This window comes from Priestia sp. YIM B13491, from assembly GCF_042787605.1.
GTDB classification, from domain to species: Bacteria; Bacillota; Bacilli; order Bacillales; family Bacillaceae_H; genus Priestia; species Priestia megaterium_E.
Genome location: NZ_JBHZOR010000001.1, coordinates 324,098 through 347,165, shown reverse-complemented (window position 1 = coordinate 347,165; position 23,068 = coordinate 324,098). Strand labels below are relative to the sequence as shown.

Genomic DNA, 23,068 nt, shown 5'->3' with positions numbered 1-23,068 from the left:
GCTGATTCATTATTTCTCATCGTCTTCTTTAGACATTTTTCCAATTGAATCACGCATATCCGTATCAGCAGTCAAGTTTTGAATGTTCATATAATCCATGACGCCAATATTTCCAGAGCGCAGTGCTTCTGCCATCGCTAACGGTACTTCTGCTTCTGCTTCTACTACTTTTGCACGCATTTCTTCTACTTTTGCACGCATTTCTTGTTCTTGAGCAACGGCCATAGCACGACGTTCTTCGGCTTTTGCTTGTGCAATATTTTTATCTGCTTCCGCTTGGTCTGTTTGAAGAACTGCCCCAATATTTTTACCAATATCGATGTCAGCAATATCAATGGATAAGATTTCAAACGCTGTTCCTGAATCCAACCCTTTTCCTAACACCGTTTGAGAAATCATATCGGGATTTTCCAATACTTTTTTGTGATCTTTTTGCGAACCGATTGTAGAAACAATCCCCTCGCCAACACGGGCAATAATCGTTTCTTCTCCTGCTCCCCCTACTAGTCGATCAATGTTTGCACGAACAGTAATTCGAGCTTTTGCTTTGACTTCGATTCCATCCATAGCCACCCCTGCAATAAAAGGTGTTTCAATAACTTTTGGATTAACGCTCATTTGTACAGCTTCTAGCACATCACGGCCCGCTAAGTCGATAGCTGCTCCGCGCTCAAATGTTAACTCAATATTTGCTCGGTGCGCTGCAATCAGCGCGTTTACCACGCGGTCAACGTTACCGCCTGCTAAATAGTGGCTCTCTAATTGATTAATGGTAATACCTAAACCTGCTTTACTTGCTTTAATTAACGGGTTCACAACGCGAGATGGTATCACTCGACGAAGTCTCATTCCGACCAGTGTGAAAATACTAATACGAACGCCTGCTGCTAATGCTGAAATCCATAGCATAATCGGTACAAAAGTGAAAAAAACAGCTAAAGCAATAATTGCTAGACCAATAACTACAAAAAACAATACGCTACCTACTTCCATTAATTAAGGTCCTCCTTTTTCAAAGGCTCTGTAAGCTTCCGCACCACAACCCTTGATCCCTCTACTTTTATAATATTTACTAACACATCTTTGTCTAAATATCCGCCTTCAGTGACTACATCCACATACTCTTCATCGATGAGCACGGTACCTGAAGGACGAAGCGGTGTTGTTGTTTTACCTTGTTTTCCTATTAATTCATAACGATTTTGATTCGACACGTAGCCAGATTCGGTATTAAGTGAATCATTAAGCACCATTTTTTTGAAAGGTGTAAGCTTTCTTTTAAAAAATTTCATCATCACAAACGCACCTCCCAGTGCCACCACTATTGCAATTACAAGAGAAATTCCCATTTCGACATTATTATCTGTTGACATAAAAAAACTTAAAATGATAGCTCCAAGCCCTAGTAGTCCTAAAACTCCGCCTGGTACTACAATCTCTAACAGAAGCAATATAATTCCTGCTATAAATAAAACGAGCGCTTCCATGCCAGCTAATCCTGCTACCATATGACCATAGAAAAATAAAAGAAGTGAAGCTATTCCAATAGAACCCGCAATACCAAATGAAGGCGTAAACAATTCAATTACAATTCCTAAAGCACCAATGGATAATAAAATGGGAACAACAAGTGGATGGGTAAGAAAACGAGCAATTTGTTCACTTACACTCATTTTCGCATACGTCAGTTTAGCATCTTCATAGCCAAGTACGCTTAGGAGATCGTCTAAATTTTTCACAGTCCCTTCTGAATAACCAACTTGCTCGGCTTGCTTCGGAGTGAGCGTCAGCAATTCGTTTCCTTTTAAGTTGAGCTCAGGTATTACCATCTTGGTATTTGCCATCGCTTCTGCATATTTAGGGTTTCGGTTATTTTGCTCTGCTGCACTCTTCATAGCCGATAACCAGTAGGACTGAGCTTTTTTTCCTGCGGCATTTCCCTGTTGGTCAATCACAGCTGCCGATCCCATTGTAGAACCGGGTGTCATATAAATTTGATCGGCGTTAAGTGCAATATACGCTCCGGCTGATAATGCTTTTTTATCGACAAAAGCAGCGGTAGGAATAGGTGTTGAGGTTAAGCTTTTAGCTATTTCAGAAGCTGCATCTACAGCTCCTCCAGGAGTATCTATGTCCAATATAATCAAATCTGCACCGTCATTTTCCGCATCTTCAATGGATCTGTTTAGAAAAGAAAGCAGTCCATTTTCTACCGTTTTATTTACAGGAATAACGTGTACACGCTTCACGTCAGCGGTGCTAATAGTGGGGAATAACCCAGTGGCTAAGATAAGAAAGCACACGAAAGAAAATAAGGTTTTCACCGAATACACTTCCCTCCTTCCATAGATAGTATGAGCATGTATCTGTATATACGAATAACTTTAACAATAGTTTCAAATTTTTTAAAATTTATCTATTTTATTCTTTGCACAAGAAAAACAAAACATACGTTCGATTGTTATCCATATAAAAAACACCTTACACAAGGTAAGGTGTTTTTTATGATAAGTGTTGAAGGACAAGCTTATTAACAAGAGAGCCATCCGCTTTGCCTTTTACTTTCGGCATAAGCGCTCCCATAACTTTCCCCATATCAGCTTTAGAGGAAGACTGCGTTTCTTCAATCGTCGTTTTAATAATTTCAGATAACTCTTCTTCAGTTAGCTGTTTAGGAGCGTAAACTTCTAAAACCGCTAATTCAGAATGAATTTTATCAACAAGATCTTGACGACCTGCTTTCTCAAATTCATGGAGGGAGTCTTTACGTTGTTTGAATTCGCGAGAAATAACCGTCAACTCGTCTGCTTCAGTTAGGTCGGTTCCTAACTTAATGGCTTCGTTTTGAAGAGATGCTTTGACCATACGAATGACCCCAAGCTTCTCTTTCTCTTTGTTTTTCATCGCTTGTTTCATATCACTATTTAAACGCTCGAGAAGACTCATAAATCCACCCTCTTATTAGAACTTGCGTTTTCTAGCAGCTTCAGATTTCTTCTTACGCTTTACGCTAGGCTTTTCATAGAATTCGCGCTTTCTTGCTTCTTGTAACGTACCAGTTTTTGAAACTGAACGTTTGAAGCGACGAAGAGCATCTTCAAGCGATTCGTTTTTACGAACAACTGTTCTTGACATTCTAATTCCCTCCCTCCGAACAAAACCACTAACATCATAATGAAATGACATGTTAGACATGTCTTTTGCAATTATAATATAATGATTCCTTAAGGTCAACCGCTTTACATAAAGTAATGCAGTTATTCCCCCTTTATTTTATGAACTTTCTTGATAAAACATTACTCGTTCAGCTTTTTTACACGTATGAAAAAAGCTGCATATACACGCAGCTTTCCAATAAGTGTTATGAGCTCATTTTCACCTGATCTTGAAGATGAACCTCATCTAGCACGCGAACAAACTCACCTTCATTATAAGGATATCCAGCTTTTGAAATTTTCACTTTTACAAGCTTTCCAACCATTTCTTCAGACGCTTTAAACACAACCTTTAAGTAGTTATCAGTATATCCTACATATAAACCACTTTCAGGATCTTCTTTATATTTTTCTTCCGGAATTACTTCTAGTACTTCTCCTTCAAACGTTGAAGCATATTCTTTTGCCAATTGATTTGAAAGTTCGATTAAACGATGCACACGTTGATTTTTTACTTCTTCATCAATTTGGTCGGTCATACGAGCCGCTGGCGTACCTGTACGTTTAGAATACGGGAATACATGAAGCTCTGAAAAACCGTGCTCTTTAATAAAGTTATACGTCTCCATAAACTCTTCTTCTGTTTCACCTGGGAAGCCAACAATAACATCTGATGTAATCGCTAATCCAGGAAGAGCTTCTTTCAGACGGTTTAAGCGCTCACCAAAGAACTCCATTGTATACTTACGACGCATGCGCTTCAATACCGTATTTGAACCTGATTGAAGAGGAATATGCAAATGACGTACAACCATTTCTGATTGATCTAGTACCTCAATCACTTCGTCCGTAATTTGACTTGCTTCAATTGACGAAATACGAATGCGTTTTAATCCTTTTACTTGAGACTCTAAATCACGAAGAAGCTGGGCAAGATTGTAATCTTTCATGTCTTCTCCGTATCCGCCAGTGTGAATACCTGTTAACACGATTTCTTTATAGCCCGCATCCACTAGCTGCTGTGCTTGTGCTACTACTTCTTTAGGATCACGAGATCGCATTAAACCGCGCGCCCATGGAATAATACAGAATGTACAGAAGTTGTTACAGCCTTCTTGAATCTTTAACGAAGCACGCGTACGGTCTGTAAAAGCCGGTACATCTAGCTCTTCATATACGCGTGTTTTCATAATGTTTCCTACGCCGTTAATCGGCTGACGCTCTTTTTTAAATTGTTCAATATAATCAAGCATCTTAACGCGATCTTGTGTACCTACTACGATATCAACACCAGGAATGGCCATAATTTCAGCTGGCGAAGTTTGAGCATAACACCCAGTTACACAAATAACCGCATCTGGATTTTTCCGCACAGCTCTGCGAATAACTTGACGGCTTTTTTTATCTCCTGTATTTGTTACCGTACATGTATTAATTACATATACATCGGCAGTTTGTTCATATTCAACACGCTCATAGCCTTGGCCTTTGAACAATTGCCAAATTGCTTCTGTTTCATAGTGATTTACTTTACACCCTAGCGTGTGAAAAGCAACTGTTGACATAATCGTCACCTCATTAACTCAGTTTGATAAGATATAGCAGACAGCGCATATAAAGGAGCTGTTTCTGCTCGTAAAATTCGCGGACCAAATCCGCTTATTGTAAATTCATTTTCTTCTAATACTTCTACTTCCTGCTCGGTCAAACCACCCTCGGGGCCTACAACCACAAGCACGGAATGGCCGGGTTTTAAAGCCGAAAGAACAGCGTGCAGATGAGATGTTTCTCCTTGCTTTGCTCTTTCTTCATAGGCTACAACTTTATGAGTATAGTCACCGCTAATTTCTACTAGTTTTTTAAAAGAAATTGGGGCTTCTACTGCTGGTACAATCGTACGATGAGATTGTTCTGCAGCCTCTTTAGCAATCTTGTTCCAGCGATCTACTTTTTTTTGACTCTTTTTATCATCCCATTTAACAACTGAACGAGCCGCAATAAAAGGGATAAACTTATACGCCCCAAGTTCTGTCCCTTTTTGGATAATAAGCTCGAGCTTATCCCCTTTAGGCAGACCGTTCACAATTGTAACATGGACTGGAAGCTCTTTTTCTTCGCTTATCCATTCTATAATAGATGCTTTCACTTCGTTAGCGGAAATATTTTCAATTTCACACAAAGCAGCTTGCCCCTGTTCATTACAGGCAATAAACTGTGATCCTTCATTCATTCTCATGACGCGTGAGATATGATGGGCATCATCTTGTGTCACTATGACACTTTGCTCTTGAAATTGATCATTTGGCAGAAAATAACGTTGCATCTTGACACCTTCTCACTTGTTAAGCTTGTTTTTGCGCAATAATTGCTACCCAGTCTTCCATAAGCGTTACTTCTTGAATAACAAAGCCCGCTCCCGTTAACGCTTTTTTGACATCTTCTTTTTTCGCACTAATAATACCTGATGTAATGAACATGCCTCCTGGCTTTAATACTTTTGCAGCATCGTCTACAAAACGAACGATTACTTCAGCTAGAATATTCGCCACAACAATGTCAACCGGTCCTTCTATACCTTGCAATAAGTTGTTTTGACCTACTGTTACGACGTTCCCAACTTGATTCAATTCAATATTTTCGCGAGCAGAACGTACGGCTACTTCATCAAGGTCTAGAGCTTGTACATTACTTGCTCCTAACAGAGCCGCGCCAATGCTTAGCACTCCTGAACCTGTACCCACGTCAATAACAGTATTTCCTGCTTTCACTGTTCTTTCCAATGCTTGAAGAGACATAACCGTTGTTGGATGCGTACCTGTCCCAAAAGCCATTCCGGGATCAAGCTCGATAATCAATTCATCTGTGCTTACTTTTTCATAGTTTTCCCAAGTTGGTACAATCGTAAAACGCTCTGAAATTTTCACCGGATGGTAATATTTTTTCCAAGCAGTGGCCCACTCTTCCTCGTTCACTTCACTGATCGTAACTTTGTTAGCTCCTAAATCAAAGTCGTAAACAAGCAGTCCATTAATTTCTTTTTTGATACCATCCACAGTTTCTGCTAAAAAGCTGTTAACTGGAAGATATGCTTTAATCACTACACCTTCTTCTGGGTAGTCTTCTACGTTTAAATCGTAGATTTCACCAAAAGTTGTATCTCTGTCCTTCACTAAATCAGCAGGATCTTCAATGACTACCCCGCTAGCTCCTGATTCATGTAAAATATGAGAGATGGGTTCAATTGCTTCTTGCGCTGTATGAATACAAATTTCAGACCATTTCATTGCTACCAACTTCATCCTTTCTGCCTTCAGTAATATAGGATTTTAAATATGAACATGACAGATGACAGGTTGGCAAAGTACCTTTACCAACCTGTCTCTGTTTACTATGAAAGACAATTATTCTCCTTTAATTGCTCGTTTTACTTTTGCAAAAAAGGAATCATGCTGCTCATCAACGGCTTCTTGACCGCTCAGTTCAGCGAACTCACGCAATAATTGTTTTTGTTTTTCTGATATTTTTGTTGGAGTTACAACTCGAACGTGAATATGCTGATCTCCTTGACCATATCCTCGTACGTTTGCCACACCTTTTCCTTTTAAACGGAATTTCGTTCCCGTTTGTGTACCAGCAGGAATCTTCAGCTTCACCTTGCCGTGTAGAGTTGGTACTTCTACTTCATCACCTAGCGCTGCCTGAGCAAACGTTAAAGGCATTTCGCAGTAGATATCGTCTCCATCACGTTCAAAGAATTCATGAGTGCGCACGTGGAACACTACGTATAAATCTCCCGGAGGACCACCATTTACCCCTGGTTCTCCTTGAGCACTTACGCGCAGCTGTTGACCATCATCTACACCAGCTGGAATTTTAACATTAATCTTACGTCGTTTTGTTACTTTACCGTCACCGTGGCACGTTGCACATTTGTCTTTAATGATTTTTCCCGTACCATTACAATGATGACACGCACGTCGATTTACCACGCGGCCAAACGGCGTGTTTTGTTCAACGTTTAACTGACCTGAACCATTACAGTGCGAACATGTATCGACTTTTGTTCCAGGTTTTGCACCTGAACCGTGACATGTTTCACACGTTTCTTCACGTGGAATTTCAATTGTTGTTTCTTTTCCGAAAACAGCTTCTTCAAAAGAAAGTGTCATCGTGTATTGTAAATCGGCACCTTGTCTCGGAGCATTAGGGTCACGTCTGCGACCACCACCACCAAAGATCGAGCTGAAAATATCTTCAAAGCCGAAGCCACCAAAGTCTGAGCCGCCTCCACCAAAGCCGCCAAAGCCTTGATTTGGATCAGTATGACCAAATTGATCGTATTGTGCTTTTTTTTGGTCATCACTCAATACTTCATATGCTTCTTTTACTTCTTTAAATTTGTCAGCAGCATCTTCCGCTTTGTTAATATCTGGATGATATTGTTTAGAAAGCTTGCGGTATGCTTTTTTTATTTCATCTTTTGTAGCGCTCTTACTGATACCGAGTACTTCATAGTAATCTCGCTTACTCATCAATACTCACTCCCGAATCGTTTCACATAAACGTAATTGTATCATTATTAATAATTCCATAGCAACATAAAAGTTACTTTCTATTGCTCCCGTGCACGCAGAGAGCCAAGTGAAAAACTTTCCCTTTCGCTTTTCCACGTTAAAAAAGTCAAAGCCAAGAAATAAGCTTGACTTTGACTTTTTAAAAAGATGTGAATCGCACCATGGCGTCATTCACGTTAGTCGTCAAGATGCATTATTTTTTGTCGTCGTTTACTTCTTCAAACTCTGCATCTACAACATCATCATTTTGAGCGCCTTGTTCACCTGCTTGCTGAGCTTGTTGAGCTTGCTCATACAATTTTACAGTTAACGCTTGAACGATTTCTTGAAGTTCATCTTTTTTCGCTTTGATTTCTTCAAGGTCATTCTTTTCAATCGCTGCTTTTAAAGCATCTTTTGCTTCGTTAGCTTTTGTTACTTCAGCTTCTTCTACTTTTCCTTCAAGATCTTTTAGTGTTTTTTCAGTTGTAAACACTAATTGATCTGCTTCATTGCGTAGTTCCACTTCTTCTTTACGTTGCTTATCAGCATCTGCGTTTTCTTCCGCTTCTTTTACCATGCGGTCGATTTCGTCATCTGATAAACCTGTTGAAGATTTAATTGTAATAGCTTGCTCTTTGTTTGTGCCTAAATCTTTTGCACGAACGTTTACGATACCGTTTTTGTCAATATCGAATGACACTTCGATTTGAGGTACTCCGCGTGGTGCAGGTGGAATATCAGTTAACTGGAAACGACCTAGCGTTTTGTTGTCTGCAGACATTGGACGCTCACCTTGAAGAACATGAATATCTACAGCCGTTTGGCTATCTGCAGCCGTTGAGAATACTTGTGATTTACTTGTTGGAATCGTCGTATTACGCTCAATTAGCTTTGTAAATACGCCACCCATTGTTTCGATACCTAGTGATAAAGGCGTTACGTCTAGTAATACAACGTCTTTTACATCACCCGTTAATACGCCACCTTGAATTGCTGCACCAAGTGCAACTACTTCATCAGGGTTTACACCTTTGTGAGGATCTTGACCAGTTTCTTTTTTGATCGCATCTTGTACCGCTGGGATACGAGTTGAACCACCAACTAAGATTACTTTATCAAGTTCGCTTGCAGAAAGGCCTGCATCTTTTAAAGCTTGACGCACAGGAGCCATTGTACGTTCTACAAGGCCTGCTGATAACTCGTCAAATTTAGCACGTGATAAAGATACCTCTAAGTGAAGAGGGCCAGCTTCTCCAGCAGTGATAAATGGTAAAGAAATTTGTGTAGATGTTACGCCTGATAAATCTTTTTTCGCTTTTTCAGCCGCATCTTTTAAACGTTGAAGCGCCATTTTATCTTTGCTTAAATCAACGCCGTTTTCTTTTTTGAATTCAGCGACTAAATAGTCGATGATTACTTGGTCAAAGTCGTCACCACCAAGGCGGTTGTCACCTGCAGTTGCGCGAACTTCAAATACGCCGTCGCCAAGTTCTAGAATAGATACGTCAAACGTACCGCCACCAAGGTCATAAACTAAAACTGTTTGATCTTCATCTGTTTTTTCTAATCCGTACGCAAGTGCTGCTGCAGTAGGCTCGTTAATAATACGCTCTACTTCTAAACCAGCAATTTTACCAGCATCTTTTGTTGCTTGACGCTCAGCATCATTAAAGTAAGCCGGAACTGTGATAACAGCTTTTGTTACAGGCTCACCTAAATACTCTTCAGCATAACCTTTTAAATGTTGAAGAATGATAGCTGACATTTCTTGAGGCGTGTATTGCTTGCCTTCAGCTTCCACCTTATGGTCTGTACCCATATGACGTTTAACTGAAATAATTGTGTTAGGGTTTGTAATAGCTTGACGTTTCGCCACTTCCCCAACTTGACGCTCACCGTTTTTGAATGCCACAACTGATGGCGTTGTACGGTTTCCTTCTGGATTTGGAATTACTTTTGGTTCGCCGCCTTCTAATACAGCGACACAAGAGTTAGTTGTACCTAAATCGATACCAATGATCTTACTCATTGACAATGACCTCCTTCATAATATGTAGTGTTATTGATTCACTTTAACCATCGCAGGGCGGATGATTTTATCTTTTAATTTGTAACCTTTTTGAAGCTCTTCTACTACCGTGTTCGGTTCGTATTCATCGTCTTCTACTTGCATCACTGCTTGATGCTCGTATGGATCGAATGTTTTCCCGACTGATTCAATTGCTTCAACACCTTCTTTTTGAAGTGCCTCTACTAATTGACGGTATACCATTTCTACACCTTGCAGCACGGATTTAGCTTGTTCGTCCGCTGTGTTAACTTGTAATGCACGTTCAAAGTTATCAAGTGCTGGTAAAATATCCGAAACTAATGATTGAGCACGGTATTTTTGAGCAGCTTCTGCATCGAGACGTGAACGACGACGGAAATTATCGAAATCAGCTTGTAGACGTAAGTAGCGATTCTCTTCTTCTTCAAGCTGTTGCTTTAATTGATCATTTTCTTGTTGAAGAGGGTTTACTTCCTCAGACGCTTCAGCTTCAGTTGCTTCAGCAGAGTTTGTTTGAACTTCTTCAACCACTTCTTCGTTTTGTTCTTCTACTTGCTTTTCGTTTGACAATTCATTCACCTCCCTTAAATGTTTACACACATTTTCACATTTTAAACAACGTTTTTTATTTTATCACAGGGAAAGGATGGAAGTAATATATTCCACCCGATTCCTTTATTCTTTATACAAGTTTGTTAATACTTGAGACATATCTGATGACAGCAGTGTAAGCAAACTAATCACACGCGCATATTCCATGCGGGTCGGTCCCAGTATAGCAATTGTGCCAAGCTGTTCGTGACCAAAGGAATAACTAGCTGTAATTAAGCTGCACCCTACCATTTCATTCAATTTATTTTCATGACCAATTTTCACATGTATGCCAGCCTCATTTGGGCTTAACAGCTTATAAAACTGCTGTTCATGTTCAATAATGTTAAACAGCCCGCGAATTTTATTAAGATCATGAAATTCCGGCTGAGCAAACATATTCGTTTTGCCGCCAACTACTAATTTGCCATTCATGTTGAGCTTTAATGCATCATTGAGTATATCCATCGTCTGCTCATACCCTTGAATATGGCTTTTTAAGAGCGTCGCTACTTCTTTGTACATTTTATCATGTAAATCAGTAATGCGAACGCCGATGAGCTTTTCGTTTAAAATGTTAACCATTTTTTCAATATCGGAAGGTTGAATACTGCTCGGCAGCGTAATCGTCCGACTTTCAACGTGTCCTGTATCGGTCACAATAATGGCAACAGCTGACTGAGCCGTTAAAGGTAAAATCTGCAGCTGTTTTAACTTATGGCTGACCGCTTTTGGTCCTAGCACAATAGACGTTAAACTCGTTAAATCAGATAAAATTTGCGCTGACTTTTGAACGAGCTGCTCCAGTTCTACAATGCGTTCAGCGAATACCGAACGTACCGTGGAAACGTCGCTTGCTTTCAAGTGCTGCGGGGACACTAGATGATCAACATAATAACGATAACCTTTCTCAGACGGAACGCGCCCTGAAGAAGTATGAGTTTTTTCAATAAATCCAAGTTCTTCTAGGTCTGACATCTCATTGCGAATCGTAGCCGAACTAAAATTAAACTCTTCTTTCTTAGATAATGTTCGAGAGCCTACCGGCTGCGCAGATCGAATGAAATCATCAATAATGACTTGTAAAATTAATAACTGTCGATCAGTAAGCACGCTTCATCACCTCTGTTAGCACTCTAAAACTCTGAGTGCTAAATCTAATAATAAATTACCAAATCACTATAGCGATGTCAACGATTTGATATTAGATTATCCCAATAAAGGCTTGAAAAACTTCATTCCCCAAAAATCGACCGTTGTGTGTTAAAAAGACTGAGCTATTGTCTTCACCCAAAAGTCCTTTCTCTTTGTATTCTTGAATAGGTTCTCCAAATACATCTTTTAATTCTCGATTGAATTTTTTCTTAAACTCCTCTTTTGAGACTCCTTTCGTTTTACGAAGGCCCAAAAACATTTCTTCTTCCATTTTTTCAGCCTCGGTCACGCTCACTTCATTGAGATATGCATTTCCTTTTTGCTCGACCGAATCAATGTACTTTTTTAATGGTCCAATATTTGCTCGTCTTATTCCGTTTATATAGCTATGTGCGCCTGCGCCAATTCCGTAATAATCGTCGTTGTTCCAATAGGTTAGATTATGAATACTCTCGTAGCCTGGCTTTGCGAAATTACTGATTTCATATTGATGAAAACCTTGTTTGTCCATTTCTTTCATAAGCAGCTCATACATAGCTGCTTCTTCTTCTTGAGCAGGCAGAGGCAGTTTCCCTTTGTTCATTAAATTATAAAATACCGTTTTAGGCTCAATAATCAACGAATAGGCAGACATGTGCTCTACCTCTAATGAAAAAGCGGTTTGAAGCGTAGAAGAGAAATCAGCTACCGTTTGTTCCGGCAGGCTATAAATTAAGTCTAAGCTTATATTCGACATTCCAATCTTTCTCGCTTGCTCAACACAATCAAATACCTGTCTATTTGAATGCACACGTCCAATTTTCTCCAATAATCTTTCATTAAACGTTTGTACACCAATGCTTAAACGATTCACGCCATAATCATGAAGAAGCTGAAGTTTTTCTTTCGTCAATTCATTCGGATTCGCTTCAAATGTAAACTCACCTTTTTCGTCATAAGGAAGATACATACGAATGGATTCTAAAAAATACTCTAGCTGCTGTTCATCTAACGCTGTGGGCGTTCCACCCCCAACGAATATCGTGTTTAAATTGGTCGTTGGATAACGTTCGACTGTTTGTTTCATTTCTTCTCGCATGCTTTCCAAATACGGCATAACGGGCTGATTTTTAAAAAACACTTTATTAAAGTCACAATAGTGACAAATATGATGACAAAACGGGATATGCAGATATGCTGCCTTCACCATGGACTTTCACCTCAATCACATTTATAAATGATAAAAATACCGCAGAGTCTCTCTGCGGTATTTTTATCTATGTTCGTTCACACTTATTTACAGCGCTCAAAACTCTTTACTATCGTATCAGATTAGCTTGATTTTCAAAACTAATTTGACATGTTAAATAATAGAATTTCAGCTATTAATCTTCGTCCATGCGAAGCACAGCCATAAATGCTTCCTGCGGTACTTCAACAGAACCGACCTGCTTCATACGTTTTTTACCTTCTTTTTGTTTTTCAAGAAGTTTACGTTTACGAGAGATATCTCCTCCGTAACATTTTGCTAAAACGTTTTTACGAATGGCTTTAATTGTTGAACGCGCCACAATTTTTTGACCGATTGCCGCTTGAATCGGCACTTCGAACTGTTGACGTGGAATAAGCTCTTTAAGCTTTTCTACAATGACTTTACCACGATCGTAAGCCGAATCTCTGTGCACGATAAAGGACAGTGCATCGACCGTTTCGCCGTTTAAGAGAATATCCATCTTCACAAGTTTCGAAGGCTGATATCCGATAAGCTCGTAATCAAACGACGCGTAGCCTTTTGTATTTGATTTTAATTGATCAAAGAAATCATATACAATTTCAGCTAGCGGAATTTCGTATACAATACTCACGCGATTAGCATCCAAGTACTGCATATCAATAAAGTTGCCCCGCTTCTTCTGACAAAGCTCCATCACAGCACCAACATAATCGTTTGGTACCATCATCGTTGCCTTTACATACGGTTCTTCCACGCGTTCAATCTTTTGTGGGTCCGGCATATTAGACGGATTATCTACAGACAGGTGAGTCTCGTCTGTTAAATACACGTCATAAATAACGCTTGGAGCTGTTGTAATTAAATCAATTTTAAATTCGCGCTCAATACGCTCTTGGATAATTTCCATGTGAAGCAACCCTAAGAATCCACATCGGAAACCAAACCCTAAGGCCTGAGACGTCTCTGGTTCAAACTGAAGTGCAGAGTCATTTAGCTCTAACTTTTCTAGTGCTTCACGAAGATCGTTATACTTCGCTGTATCAATTGGATACAGTCCGCAGTATACCATTGGATTCAGACGACGATAACCAGGAAGAGGTTCACTTGCTCCATTTTTAGCAAGAGTAATCGTGTCCCCTACTCGCGTATCTCCAACGTTTTTAATAGCTGCTGTTAAAAAACCTACGTCGCCAACAGAAAGTTCATCTTTAGCAACGGCTTTTGGCGTTAACACACCTAGCTCCGTTACCTCAAACTCTTTTCCTGTTGCCATCATTTTAATTTTGTCGCCTACTTTTACTCGTCCCTGTACGATACGAATAGATGCAACTACACCTCGGTATGCATCATAAAATGAATCAAAGATCAGCGCTTGAAGCGGTGCATCTGGATCCCCTTCAGGAGCAGGAACTTTTTCAACAATTTGTTCTAAAATTTCTTCGATACCAATTCCTGCTTTAGCTGAAGCTAATACAGCTTCCGACGCATCTAATCCAATTACGTCTTCAACTTCTTGGCGCACTCGCTCTGGCTCTGCACTCGGCAGGTCAATTTTATTAATGACAGGTAAAATTTCAAGGTTGTTATCAAGTGCTAAATACACGTTTGCTAATGTTTGAGCTTCAATACCTTGAGCTGCATCTACTACTAGAATAGCACCTTCACACGCGGCTAAACTTCGCGACACTTCATATGTAAAATCGACGTGTCCCGGTGTATCAATTAGATGAAAAGTATACTCTTCTCCATCTTTTGCTTTGTATTGAAGCTGCACAGCATTTAATTTTATGGTAATTCCACGTTCACGTTCTAAATCCATCGAATCTAAAAGCTGAGCTTTCATTTCTCGCTGTGTTAACGCATTTGTTTTTTCTAAAATACGGTCTGCTAATGTTGACTTACCGTGGTCTATATGAGCAATAATCGAAAAGTTTCTAATTTTCGATTGTCGTTTCAATCTTGCTTCTCTATCCATATTTTTTTCACTCCTACTGAAAATCGGCAAAATACACTAAACTAAATTATAACAACACATTCGTCAACATTCAATAAGCATTCCATTGGGGATTTTTCCATACAAAAAAGCAGAAAGAAATTCTGCTTTTAATTAAGAAGATGATGGATAGCCTTAAAAGCTTTTCCTATTGTACTTTTCACGCCTTCCGCTAGACTTTGACCTAGCGAGGAGAAAAAGTTAAAAGCCTTTCGTTTTTCTAGAAACTGCTGTTTTTCATCAATATTCACGACTTTTTTTGAACCTAAAACTGCAGCTTCCACCTGACCATCTGACGTTTTAGACACATTAATAACATGTTCAATCGAAGGATCATTATATCCCTTCATTTTAATCAATCCTTGCTGAGCCGTCTGCATCCCTAAAAATACGACGCACAGTAAAAAAATGGTTAGCACTACTGATTTTAAAGTGAATTTAATCATATTATTAGGCCCCTTACTTCTTTATCTTCTGTAGTACTAACCATTATGACTATATTGTGAAGAACTCATTCATCTAAAAGCGTATTAATGAGTATATGCTCCAAAGTTCTCTTGATCCACTTCATGATGCAAAGCAGCGTTAAGTCCTCCTGCAACTACATTAGCCATATCTTCAATAAACATATCCACTTCTTTTGGCGTAACCATCAAATTATGACCTAAAGGTGCAAGCACTTCATGAATAAGACGTCTTTTTTCTTCATCAGGAAGGGTGCCAATCATCCCGAGATACGTTTGACGCTGCTCTTCATTGGGTAAGTCATCCTCCGTGAGCTTCTTTTTTTCTCCAAACGTCATACCGGACGGAAGCAGCGACTTAGACGGCTTTCCCTGCTCTTTCATTTCTCGGCCGAAATGTTTTAAGATAAAGTCAATTGTATCGCTTGTAATGGAAACAGCATCCACTACCGTTGGAATACCTATTGCAATAACTGGAATGCCAAGTGTTTCATAACTGATTTCTTTGCGCTTGTTTCCAACCCCAGACCCCGGATGAATACCTGAATCTGAAATTTGAATGGTAGCATTTACCCGTTCAATCGAACGAGCGGCCAGCGCATCGATTGCAATGATAAAATCTGGATTCACTTTCTTTACAACGCCAAAGATAATATCACTTGTCTCAATACCCGTCATTCCCATTACTCCCGGAACAATGGCGCTAACGGGTCTAAAGCCATCTTGCACGCTTTCAGGCTGTAGCTCAAACAAATGTCTTGTAATCAACAAATTATCTACTGCCTTTGGTCCAAGCGCATCTGGTGTAACACTTAAGTTTCCAAGACCCACTACAAGACAGCTAGCATCATCTGGAATGTTGAGGCTTTTAATAAAAAAATTCAGCTCTTTAGCAAATACTTCTTCCATGGCCTCTTGCTTTTCAGTATCCTGCTCGCGAATACCTACCGATTCAAGGGTTACATATCGGCCTTTTTTCTTACCGATTGCTTCTGCGCCTTCTTCCGTAATTTCTACCATTGAAATTTTGACACCTTGTTCTTCTTTTTCTTTTACAATTACGCCTTTGATTTCTGACTGGTTATTCGGTTTAGGCTGGTTTTCTAACGCTATGTCTTTTGCTTCGACAGCTAAATCCGTGCGCACGCTATATTGACTTAAATCAAGTTCTTTTTCCACTTCTTAACCTCCTAGACAATCTTTGTTGGAATTATTGTCACCGAGGACTGGCAGATTCATGCATTTAAGAAATGAAAAGTGGAAAGAAAGGCGCAATATCAGCTACAAGCTTTTGAAGAGAGGTCTGTCATATAAAATTCCTTGTCAAGGCTATTGCATTCTGTCCTTGTGTTTGATAAAATATCTTTTGTTCTTATTGTGAAGAATGTCGAGTTCTATATAATCTCGATTGTTATCATTTCGGGAGGTGAAACGGATGCCAAACATTAAATCAGCTATCAAACGTGTAAAAACTACTGAAGCTCGCCGTGCTCATAACATTCAAGCTAAATCAGCTATGCGTACTGCAATCAAAAACTTTGAAGCTTTAGTTGAAAACAACGATGTAGATAACGCAAAAGCAGCATTTGCTGTTGCTTCTAAAAAATTAGACAAAGCTGCACAATCTGGTATTATCCACAAAAATGCTGCAGCTCGTCAAAAATCTCGCTTAGCAGTAAAACTTAACGGTTTATCTGCATAATTGAGACAAAAACGATCCCATTAGGATCGTTTTTTTATTGCGCTCTTTTTAATAAAAACAGCTGTAAAATAAGCGCTTTATCCATTTTCCCCGTCTTCATTTCATAATCTGCCTCTGCTAAATCCTTTAAAATTTCTTTAAGCTGCTGTTCCTCAAAACTTCTGCTCTGCTGCAAAGCAATTTTCACACGAAACGGATGTACCTTAATCGTTTGAGCAATTTGCTGCTGACCGTACCCTTGACTAGACAGCTGCTTCGTATGATAAATCAAGCGAAACTGCGTCGCTAACAAAGATAAAATTTTAATAGGCTCTTCGTTATTACGCAGTAAATCCTGATACATATTTAAAGCAGTAGAAACCTTTCGCTGAATAACAGCGTCAATAAGCGTAAATACATTTTGTTCAAGCGTTTTTGCCACAAGCTTAAGCACAACTTCTTTTGTAATAACTCCGCCTTGTCCAACGTATAACACCATTTTTTCAATTTCATTTGTCACAAGCGTTACATTAAGACCCACAAGCTGAATAAGGAGCGTCACAGCATCTTCATCCATATTCACTCCATCTTTTGAAAGTAAATTATGAATCCACTGCTTCATTTCTTTTTCACCAAATTCGTTCGCTTCGATGTAAGCTGCTTGTTTTTTTAATAATTTTGTTATTTTTTTTCTTTCATCCAGCTTTTCATAAGGAGCTAGCAGAATTAACGTTGAAAAAGACGGGGGCTGCTCCACATATTGCTGAAGTTTTGCTAGATCATGCTCTACTTTATCTTTCGATTTTTCAGCCGTTAAAAATGCTGCATTTTTCGCAACGACTACACGCTTGTCTCCTAAAAAAGGAAGCGTTTCAGCATCTTCTAGAACTTGATCAATCGATGTTTCTTCTAAATCGTATAGTGACAAGTTAAATTCTTTATCTTCTTCATTCAACGTATAGTCGACGATTTTATCTCTAATCTTTTTACTCATAAATGCATTGACCCCGTGTATTAAGTAAACGGGGGCTATATTATTTTTGGTAATACTTTTTAAGCTATCAACTGCCAACGTATATACGCTCCTCTTTTTTATTCATCTATATTGATTATGTATAGTTACTGATAAACAAAATACAATTTCTATCGTAAAGGTGTTATGAGTTTTTGGCAACAATACAAAAGGAATTGCCTTAAAACGACAATTCCTCAGTTTATGATAAACATTAACAATATAAGCCCTAGGTTACTTATTTGTTAATGATTAAACCCTTATCTCTATTTTCTCCTCATGCTCGTAAAGTATAGTTGTTAACTGTTGTCAGTTTGTGAAAACGCTTTTAAATTGTCTAGATTTTTAAAAAAAGTTAGATTATACTGTAAACAGGAGGGGTGTTAATGAACCAATTTGAAGAAAGTGTCCAAAGTAAACGCAACGACGCTGTCGATTCTGCCGTAGGATTTGGTGTTTCATTTGGCTTTTTCACTGCCTTATTTGTTATCGCAACTGTGATTCACTACTTGGGTTCGTAAAATTGCTTCAAGGCTGCTTCTTAGCAGTCTTTTTTAGTTCGTTTTTCTTACTATAGACTATGGAAGTTGCTTTGAAAACGTTCCTGACTTTTTTGTAAATTCATACATTACTCCACCATCTTCATCCGTTCGATAAATATACACCCCGCAGCTTTTCAGAAGCTCTAATATTTCTTGATGAGGATGACCATAACGATTTTTTTGTCCCGCTGAAACAAGCGCTACTTTAGGATTTAAATGTTGAACAAACTCTTCTGAAGTTGAGGTTTTACTGCCATGGTGCCCAACTTTTAATACATCTGCTTTAAGATTTGGAAAGTCTTTCAATATTCTTTGTTCTCCTTCCTTTTCTAAATCTCCGGTGAATAGCCATCTTAAATTTCCTAACTTAGCGTCTATTACAATCGAGCCGTTATTGCTCGTTTCTTCGAAACCTGTCGGAGAAATAATCTGAAATAACACACCTCCATCTTGCCAGCTATCTCCTTGCTGAACAATGTGAACAGGTACGCTTTGTTTTTGAGCAGCGATTACCAAACCAGTCTCTACCTCATTTAATTCAGCTTTTTCTCCAAGCACCAGCTCTCCTACAGCCACTTGTGAAAATAAATGCTGTGCCGCCCCTGCGTGATCATAATCACCATGTGTGATAATCATTTTATCGACCCTTGTTATTCCTTTTGAATGCAAAAACGGAACAAGTACGTCTTCTCCCACGTCAAAAGAAGAACGGCGTTTTTGCCATGGTTCTTTTGGAAATGAAACCGTTCCTCCGGTATCGATCATATACACACCTTTTCGATAAGGAAGCTCAATGATAAAGCAGTCTCCTTGTCCTACATCGACCATTGTGACCGTTCCTTTTGGATTCAAATAAGGATACATACATTGGGCGGCTAACAATGCCAGGAGAAGAAACATATAGCGAACGAAAAATTCCCCTTCTTCGACCGCCACAAATAAAGCATAAATGCATACGTACATGCCCAAAAACAGCACAATGTGGGGCTTTCCTGTTACAAAATCAGCGGGAATCCACTCAAAAAAGCCAAGCAATTTTTCACAAACAAGTAAAAGAACATGAAGAATTTGCTCCAGCAGTTCACTCACTCCCGGCAAGAGGATACGAACAAAAAGAATGAGCAAACAAAGAGGTAATATAACAAGAGAAAACAGAGGTACAAACACCATATTTAATGGCAAACTGAGGAGAGATACTCCATAAAAATAGTACAGCAGTAAAGGAAGTGAACTGATTTGTGCAATCGCTGAAACAGCCATGAGCTGGCTGAAAGAAGAATGAAAACGGGGTAAAATCGTCTGACTCGATAAAATCAATGCAAAACTAACGGCAAAAGAAAGCTGAAATCCTACATCAAATAAATAGTACGGCTTAAAAAGCAGCATGGCCATAAAAGCAAGGCTGATGCTATCAACTAAAAGAATTTTTCTTTGTATTTTTATCGATATAAGCATCAGCATACTCATAAAAACAGCTCGGACAACTGAAGCGCTGCCACCAGCCAAAACCATGTATACAGGAAGAAGCAAAAGTAAAAGCGTAATGGCTCGCTCGCGCGTTATTCCAATCCGAATGAGCAAATAAAAACACATTGCTGTCAGCAGTCCAACATGAAGACCTGATATGGCAAGCAAGTGTATTAAACCAAATTGCTGATAGCGCTTGATACTCTCTTCTTCGATGCCGGTGCGCTCGCCGTAAATTAGTGCCTGCATAAACCCAGCGCCTGGATCCGACATATTTTGTTGAATATAATTAATTCCTTTTTGACGAATAAAGGTAAGGTACGTAAGTGGAGTTAGAGTGGGGGGCTGGCATTTTACCAAATCAAGTCTCTTAACGTTAAGCTGCCAATGAATAGACTGATGGTACAAATATTGCTGATAATCAAATGCATGAAGGTTGCGGGCAGGTGAAGGAGAAGTTAATTGCCCCGCTAGTTGACAAACTTGATGAATCGTTAGCTTTTCGAGCTGCTGTTTCTCTTCCAACGTTTTTAGTTTATAAAAAGCCATGACCTCTTCATTTTGAACCGTAAACTTAAAAGTAAGCTTGTCGCCGTCACTATGCGGCACAGATGAAATTTCGCCTGTAAAAGAAGAAGATTCAGCTAAAAGAACCGTTTTGTTATGCTTATTTGTCTCAGCTAATAGGTAGACGCACAAAACACTCAACAGTGCAGAAGCAATAACCACTTTCCTCGGACATTGTAGCCATTGAAAAATGAAAAGCACGATTAGCAAAAACAGGCTTACAGCAGAATAATTATCATATACATATAAAGCTATCATCATGCTAAAAGCACAGTAAATATAATATCCTTTCACTTTTAGCTCCTTTCTTCTTAAAAGAAAGAGGCTTCTTACTGTTACATAGTAAAAAACCTCTTTCACCTTTAATTTGCCGTAAATAAAGCGAGAGCTTCACGCTGTAAATTCATCACTTCTGCTTCGTCCGCTCCGCTTTTTTCTAAACGAGCGAGAACATCCGTCACAAATTGAAGCTTCTCTTTACTTTTTAAGTCAATGACTGCTTCATCAAGTTCAACTTTTGCTGTTTTCACTCCCGCCTGTTGAAATAACTCAACAGCATACGGGTGATTTTTGTAATCATTAGCGTAATATACTGTTTTAATTCCCGCTTGAATAAGGGCTTTACAGCAGTTTAAACACGGAAAATGCGTGACGTATACTTCCGCATCTTCTGTTTTCACACCAAACTTAGCACACTGCAAGAGTGCATTCACTTCTGCATGGACAGTTCTTACACAGTGTCCATCAATCACATAACAACCTTCGTCAGCACAATGCACGCCTCCGCTGATCGAGCCGTTGTATCCTCCAGCTATAATACGTTTATCACGCACCACTGTAGCCCCAACAGCCAGACGTTCACAAGTGCTTCTTAAAGCTAGCAAATGGCTTTGTGCCATAAAATATTGATCCCATGAAATCCGGTTCATCTCATTCCCTACCTTTTTATTTAAAACTGAATAATTATCATTATACTTGTCTCTTTCATAGTGTAGCGTTTCTTTTCCTTTTTCGTCAATAAGTCTCTACTGTACCGTAATTTGAGCTTTGATTTTTTCTAGCGACTTCTCGCCAATACCTGATACTTGCCCCAAATCCTCTACTGTTTGAAATAAGCCATTTTCCTCTCGATATGAAATGATGGCACTCGCTTTTGAAGGTCCAATGCCATTTAACGTTTGCAGTTCATCAGTGTTCGCTGTATTGATATTAACAAGGGGCTGATCGTTTGAAGTTCCTGAGGAAGAGATTGAAGAAACAGGAGATGAAGGCGGGATTTCTTCTCCAGCAGCTGGAATGTAAACTGCCATTTCATCTTGTAGCTTGCTAGCTAAATTGAGCTGTCTTAAGTCCGCTTCTTTCGTAGCGCCTCCGGCTTGTGCTAGAGCATCTTTTACCCTTGCATCTTTCGGAAGCTGGTATACACCAGGCTTCTGAACAGCTCCTTTAATATCCACCATAACAAACGGAGAATCTTGGCTCGAAATTACTTGATCAGACGACTCTCCTTTTTTTGCAGCAGAAGATTCTGCCCTTATCATATCTGAGGTTTGAAGAGAACTTTCCGGTTTCTCTCCACCTGTGCGATAGATATAAAAAGCCAAGCCAACTGCTAAGCAAATACACCCGATTAGCCAGTGTTTTTTTGAAAAAGTCAAATTGTACACTCCTTTGAATTTTGAAGTAACGTCATAAATTCCATTATGTCTTCATAGTGTTTAGAAGAAAAGGCTTTTGAAGGAGGGAATGAATCAGTGAACATAGGGTTTATCGGAACAGGAAACATGGGGAAAATATTAATTGATGCGTTTATTGAATCAAAAGCCGTACGTCCTTCTAAAATTACTATTATGAATCGCACAAAAAAAAGAGCCAAAGAGATTCAACAGCAGCATAAAAAAATTCATGTTGCTGATACAGCTGAAGAAGTTGTTCACGCATCCAAAGTCATTTTTATTTGTGTTAAGCCATTGGATATTCACCCCCTTTTAATAAAATTAGAACCACTGCTGACGAAAGATCATTGCATTGTATCCATTACCAGTCCAATTAGCGTAGAACAAATCGAACGCCTCATTCCGAGTCAAGCAGCTAGAATTATCCCTAGCATTACGAATCGGGCATTAGCAGGTGTTTCTCTTTTCACGTTTGGAGAAAGATGTACGCCTTTTTACCAAAATTATTTACATGAATTATTTTCATCTATGTCAAAGCCTGTGGCTATTGATCAAACGATTACGCGCGTATCATCCGATATCGTAAGCTGCGGTCCTGCATTCTTCAGCTTTTTGCTTCAACGCTTTATTGATGCAGCAGTTCAAGAAACAAATATTTCTGAAGAAGAAGCTACCGTCATGGCCAGTGATATGATTATTGGAATGGGAAAACTGTTGGAAAAAGAAATATTTACGCTTCCTACCTTGCAGGATAAAGTATGCGTAAAAGGCGGTGTAACCGGAGAAGGTATTAAAGTTTTAGAAGCTGAACTCGGAGAGATGTTTGTGCACGTATTTCAAAAAACACATGAAAAATTTGACGAAGACATTGAGCTTGTTCACAATCAGTTTGATAGTCTTATTCCATAATTTCTGTAGAAATCCTGCTTTGAAACAAAAAAAGAAG

The 23,068-nt window shown here is 39.1% G+C and carries 22 protein-coding genes; 3 read left to right on the top strand and 19 right to left on the bottom strand.

The features are described 5' to 3' along the window. Positions 1-9: 9 nt before the first annotated feature. From floA to gpr, 15 genes are all read right to left on the bottom strand, one after another. Positions 10-993, bottom strand: coding sequence for a flotillin-like protein FloA (gene floA, locus ACFX4E_RS01720; RefSeq protein WP_013059234.1), 984 nt, complete (start codon positions 991-993; stop codon positions 10-12). Next, positions 993-2,324 carry an NfeD family protein gene (locus ACFX4E_RS01715; RefSeq protein WP_060746218.1) on the bottom strand — a complete coding sequence of 444 codons (1,332 nt, stop codon included), beginning with the start codon at positions 2,322-2,324 and terminating at the stop codon, positions 993-995. Before ACFX4E_RS01715 ends, floA begins: the two co-directional genes overlap by 1 nt. Positions 2,325-2,502: 178 nt before the next feature. Next, positions 2,503-2,946 carry a GatB/YqeY domain-containing protein gene (locus tag ACFX4E_RS01710; protein ID WP_013059236.1) on the bottom strand — a complete coding sequence of 148 codons (444 nt, stop codon included), beginning with the start codon at positions 2,944-2,946 and terminating at the stop codon, positions 2,503-2,505. A 15-nt stretch (positions 2,947-2,961) separates the two neighbouring features. Beyond that, the gene (gene rpsU, locus ACFX4E_RS01705) at positions 2,962-3,135 is read right to left on the bottom strand and encodes a 30S ribosomal protein S21 (protein WP_013059237.1); all 174 of its coding nucleotides are present in this window, start codon (positions 3,133-3,135) and stop codon (positions 2,962-2,964) included. A 226-nt stretch (positions 3,136-3,361) separates the two neighbouring features. Next, a complete protein-coding gene (mtaB, locus tag ACFX4E_RS01700) occupies positions 3,362-4,720 on the bottom strand; it encodes a tRNA (N(6)-L-threonylcarbamoyladenosine(37)-C(2))-methylthiotransferase MtaB (RefSeq protein WP_025750549.1) in 1,359 nt (452 codons plus the stop codon). 5 nt (positions 4,721-4,725) lie between these two features. Then, complete coding sequence (locus tag ACFX4E_RS01695) at positions 4,726-5,478, bottom strand: 16S rRNA (uracil(1498)-N(3))-methyltransferase (RefSeq protein ID WP_043976188.1); 753 nt, start codon at positions 5,476-5,478, stop codon at positions 4,726-4,728. 19 nt (positions 5,479-5,497) lie between these two features. After that, entirely contained in the window at positions 5,498-6,439 is a 942-nt protein-coding gene (gene prmA, locus ACFX4E_RS01690; protein ID WP_028410618.1) for a 50S ribosomal protein L11 methyltransferase, read from the bottom strand. Positions 6,440-6,556: 117 nt separating this feature from the next. Then, positions 6,557-7,687, bottom strand: a complete 1,131-nt coding sequence (gene dnaJ / locus ACFX4E_RS01685; protein WP_013059241.1) for a molecular chaperone DnaJ — start codon at positions 7,685-7,687, stop codon at positions 6,557-6,559. Between the two features lie 235 nt (positions 7,688-7,922). Further along, positions 7,923-9,740 carry a molecular chaperone DnaK gene (gene dnaK / locus ACFX4E_RS01680; protein ID WP_013059242.1) on the bottom strand — a complete coding sequence of 606 codons (1,818 nt, stop codon included), beginning with the start codon at positions 9,738-9,740 and terminating at the stop codon, positions 7,923-7,925. Positions 9,741-9,770: 30 nt separating this feature from the next. After that, positions 9,771-10,331, bottom strand: a complete 561-nt coding sequence (gene grpE, locus ACFX4E_RS01675) for a nucleotide exchange factor GrpE (RefSeq protein WP_377259126.1) — start codon at positions 10,329-10,331, stop codon at positions 9,771-9,773. A 105-nt stretch (positions 10,332-10,436) separates the two neighbouring features. Continuing rightward, a complete protein-coding gene (gene hrcA, locus ACFX4E_RS01670) occupies positions 10,437-11,465 on the bottom strand; it encodes a heat-inducible transcriptional repressor HrcA (RefSeq protein ID WP_013059244.1) in 1,029 nt (342 codons plus the stop codon). Between the two features lie 91 nt (positions 11,466-11,556). Then, the gene (hemW, locus tag ACFX4E_RS01665; protein ID WP_028410616.1) at positions 11,557-12,696 is read right to left on the bottom strand and encodes a radical SAM family heme chaperone HemW; all 1,140 of its coding nucleotides are present in this window, start codon (positions 12,694-12,696) and stop codon (positions 11,557-11,559) included. Positions 12,697-12,871: 175 nt separating this feature from the next. After that, positions 12,872-14,695, bottom strand: a complete 1,824-nt coding sequence (gene lepA / locus ACFX4E_RS01660) for a translation elongation factor 4 (RefSeq protein ID WP_013059246.1) — start codon at positions 14,693-14,695, stop codon at positions 12,872-12,874. A 128-nt stretch (positions 14,696-14,823) separates the two neighbouring features. Further along, positions 14,824-15,159 (bottom strand): DUF3679 domain-containing protein, encoded by a 336-nt coding sequence (locus ACFX4E_RS01655; RefSeq protein WP_014458177.1) that lies wholly within the window; start codon positions 15,157-15,159, stop codon positions 14,824-14,826. A gap of 84 nt (positions 15,160-15,243) precedes the next feature. Further along, positions 15,244-16,356, bottom strand: a complete 1,113-nt coding sequence (gene gpr, locus ACFX4E_RS01650) for a GPR endopeptidase (protein WP_013059248.1) — start codon at positions 16,354-16,356, stop codon at positions 15,244-15,246. A 256-nt stretch (positions 16,357-16,612) separates the two neighbouring features. On the opposite strand from gpr, the gene rpsT reads away from it, so the two are divergent. Beyond that, positions 16,613-16,879, top strand: coding sequence for a 30S ribosomal protein S20 (rpsT, locus tag ACFX4E_RS01645; protein WP_013059249.1), 267 nt, complete (start codon positions 16,613-16,615; stop codon positions 16,877-16,879). A 34-nt stretch (positions 16,880-16,913) separates the two neighbouring features. Here rpsT and holA read toward each other — a convergent pair whose 3' ends face one another. Continuing rightward, positions 16,914-17,930: a DNA polymerase III subunit delta gene (gene holA / locus ACFX4E_RS01640; RefSeq protein WP_028410615.1), complete on the bottom strand. Its 1,017-nt coding sequence runs from the start codon at positions 17,928-17,930 to the stop codon at positions 16,914-16,916. Between the two features lie 326 nt (positions 17,931-18,256). Here holA and ACFX4E_RS01635 point away from each other — a divergent pair, with 326 nt between their 5' ends. Next, positions 18,257-18,391 (top strand): YqzM family protein, encoded by a 135-nt coding sequence (locus ACFX4E_RS01635; protein ID WP_013059251.1) that lies wholly within the window; start codon positions 18,257-18,259, stop codon positions 18,389-18,391. Positions 18,392-18,448: 57 nt separating this feature from the next. Here ACFX4E_RS01635 and ACFX4E_RS01630 read toward each other — a convergent pair whose 3' ends face one another. The 3 genes from ACFX4E_RS01630 to ACFX4E_RS01620 all read right to left on the bottom strand — a co-directional run bounded on the left by ACFX4E_RS01630 (position 18,449) and on the right by ACFX4E_RS01620 (position 22,104). Then, positions 18,449-20,740, bottom strand: a complete 2,292-nt coding sequence (locus ACFX4E_RS01630; RefSeq protein WP_377238339.1) for a DNA internalization-related competence protein ComEC/Rec2 — start codon at positions 20,738-20,740, stop codon at positions 18,449-18,451. Between the two features lie 68 nt (positions 20,741-20,808). Next, positions 20,809-21,375: a ComE operon protein 2 gene (locus tag ACFX4E_RS01625; RefSeq protein ID WP_014458174.1), complete on the bottom strand. Its 567-nt coding sequence runs from the start codon at positions 21,373-21,375 to the stop codon at positions 20,809-20,811. A 96-nt stretch (positions 21,376-21,471) separates the two neighbouring features. Further along, entirely contained in the window at positions 21,472-22,104 is a 633-nt protein-coding gene (locus tag ACFX4E_RS01620; RefSeq protein WP_028410612.1) for a helix-hairpin-helix domain-containing protein, read from the bottom strand. Between the two features lie 96 nt (positions 22,105-22,200). Between ACFX4E_RS01620 and comER the strand changes: the two genes are divergently transcribed. Further along, a complete protein-coding gene (gene comER, locus ACFX4E_RS01615; protein ID WP_025750559.1) occupies positions 22,201-23,031 on the top strand; it encodes a late competence protein ComER in 831 nt (276 codons plus the stop codon). The last annotated feature ends 37 nt before the right edge of the window (positions 23,032-23,068 follow it).

Coding starts and splice junctions, on each gene's coding strand:
- dnaK (WP_013059242.1), bottom strand. CDS start 9,740: ATGAGTAAGATCATTGGTATCGATTTAGGTACAACTAACTCTTGTGTC.
- ACFX4E_RS01625 (WP_014458174.1), bottom strand. CDS start 21,375: ATGAACCGGATTTCATGGGATCAATATTTTATGGCACAAAGCCATTTG.
- rpsT (WP_013059249.1), top strand. CDS start 16,613: ATGCCAAACATTAAATCAGCTATCAAACGTGTAAAAACTACTGAAGCT.
- mtaB (WP_025750549.1), bottom strand. CDS start 4,720: ATGTCAACAGTTGCTTTTCACACGCTAGGGTGTAAAGTAAATCACTAT.
- ACFX4E_RS01695 (WP_043976188.1), bottom strand. CDS start 5,478: ATGCAACGTTATTTTCTGCCAAATGATCAATTTCAAGAGCAAAGTGTC.
- ACFX4E_RS01710 (WP_013059236.1), bottom strand. CDS start 2,946: ATGAGTCTTCTCGAGCGTTTAAATAGTGATATGAAACAAGCGATGAAA.
- rpsU (WP_013059237.1), bottom strand. CDS start 3,135: ATGTCAAGAACAGTTGTTCGTAAAAACGAATCGCTTGAAGATGCTCTT.
- ACFX4E_RS01655 (WP_014458177.1), bottom strand. CDS start 15,159: ATGATTAAATTCACTTTAAAATCAGTAGTGCTAACCATTTTTTTACTG.
- floA (WP_013059234.1), bottom strand. CDS start 993: ATGGAAGTAGGTAGCGTATTGTTTTTTGTAGTTATTGGTCTAGCAATT.
- lepA (WP_013059246.1), bottom strand. CDS start 14,695: ATGGATAGAGAAGCAAGATTGAAACGACAATCGAAAATTAGAAACTTT.
- dnaJ (WP_013059241.1), bottom strand. CDS start 7,687: ATGAGTAAGCGAGATTACTATGAAGTACTCGGTATCAGTAAGAGCGCT.
- ACFX4E_RS01635 (WP_013059251.1), top strand. CDS start 18,257: ATGAACCAATTTGAAGAAAGTGTCCAAAGTAAACGCAACGACGCTGTC.
- prmA (WP_028410618.1), bottom strand. CDS start 6,439: ATGAAATGGTCTGAAATTTGTATTCATACAGCGCAAGAAGCAATTGAA.
- hemW (WP_028410616.1), bottom strand. CDS start 12,696: ATGGTGAAGGCAGCATATCTGCATATCCCGTTTTGTCATCATATTTGT.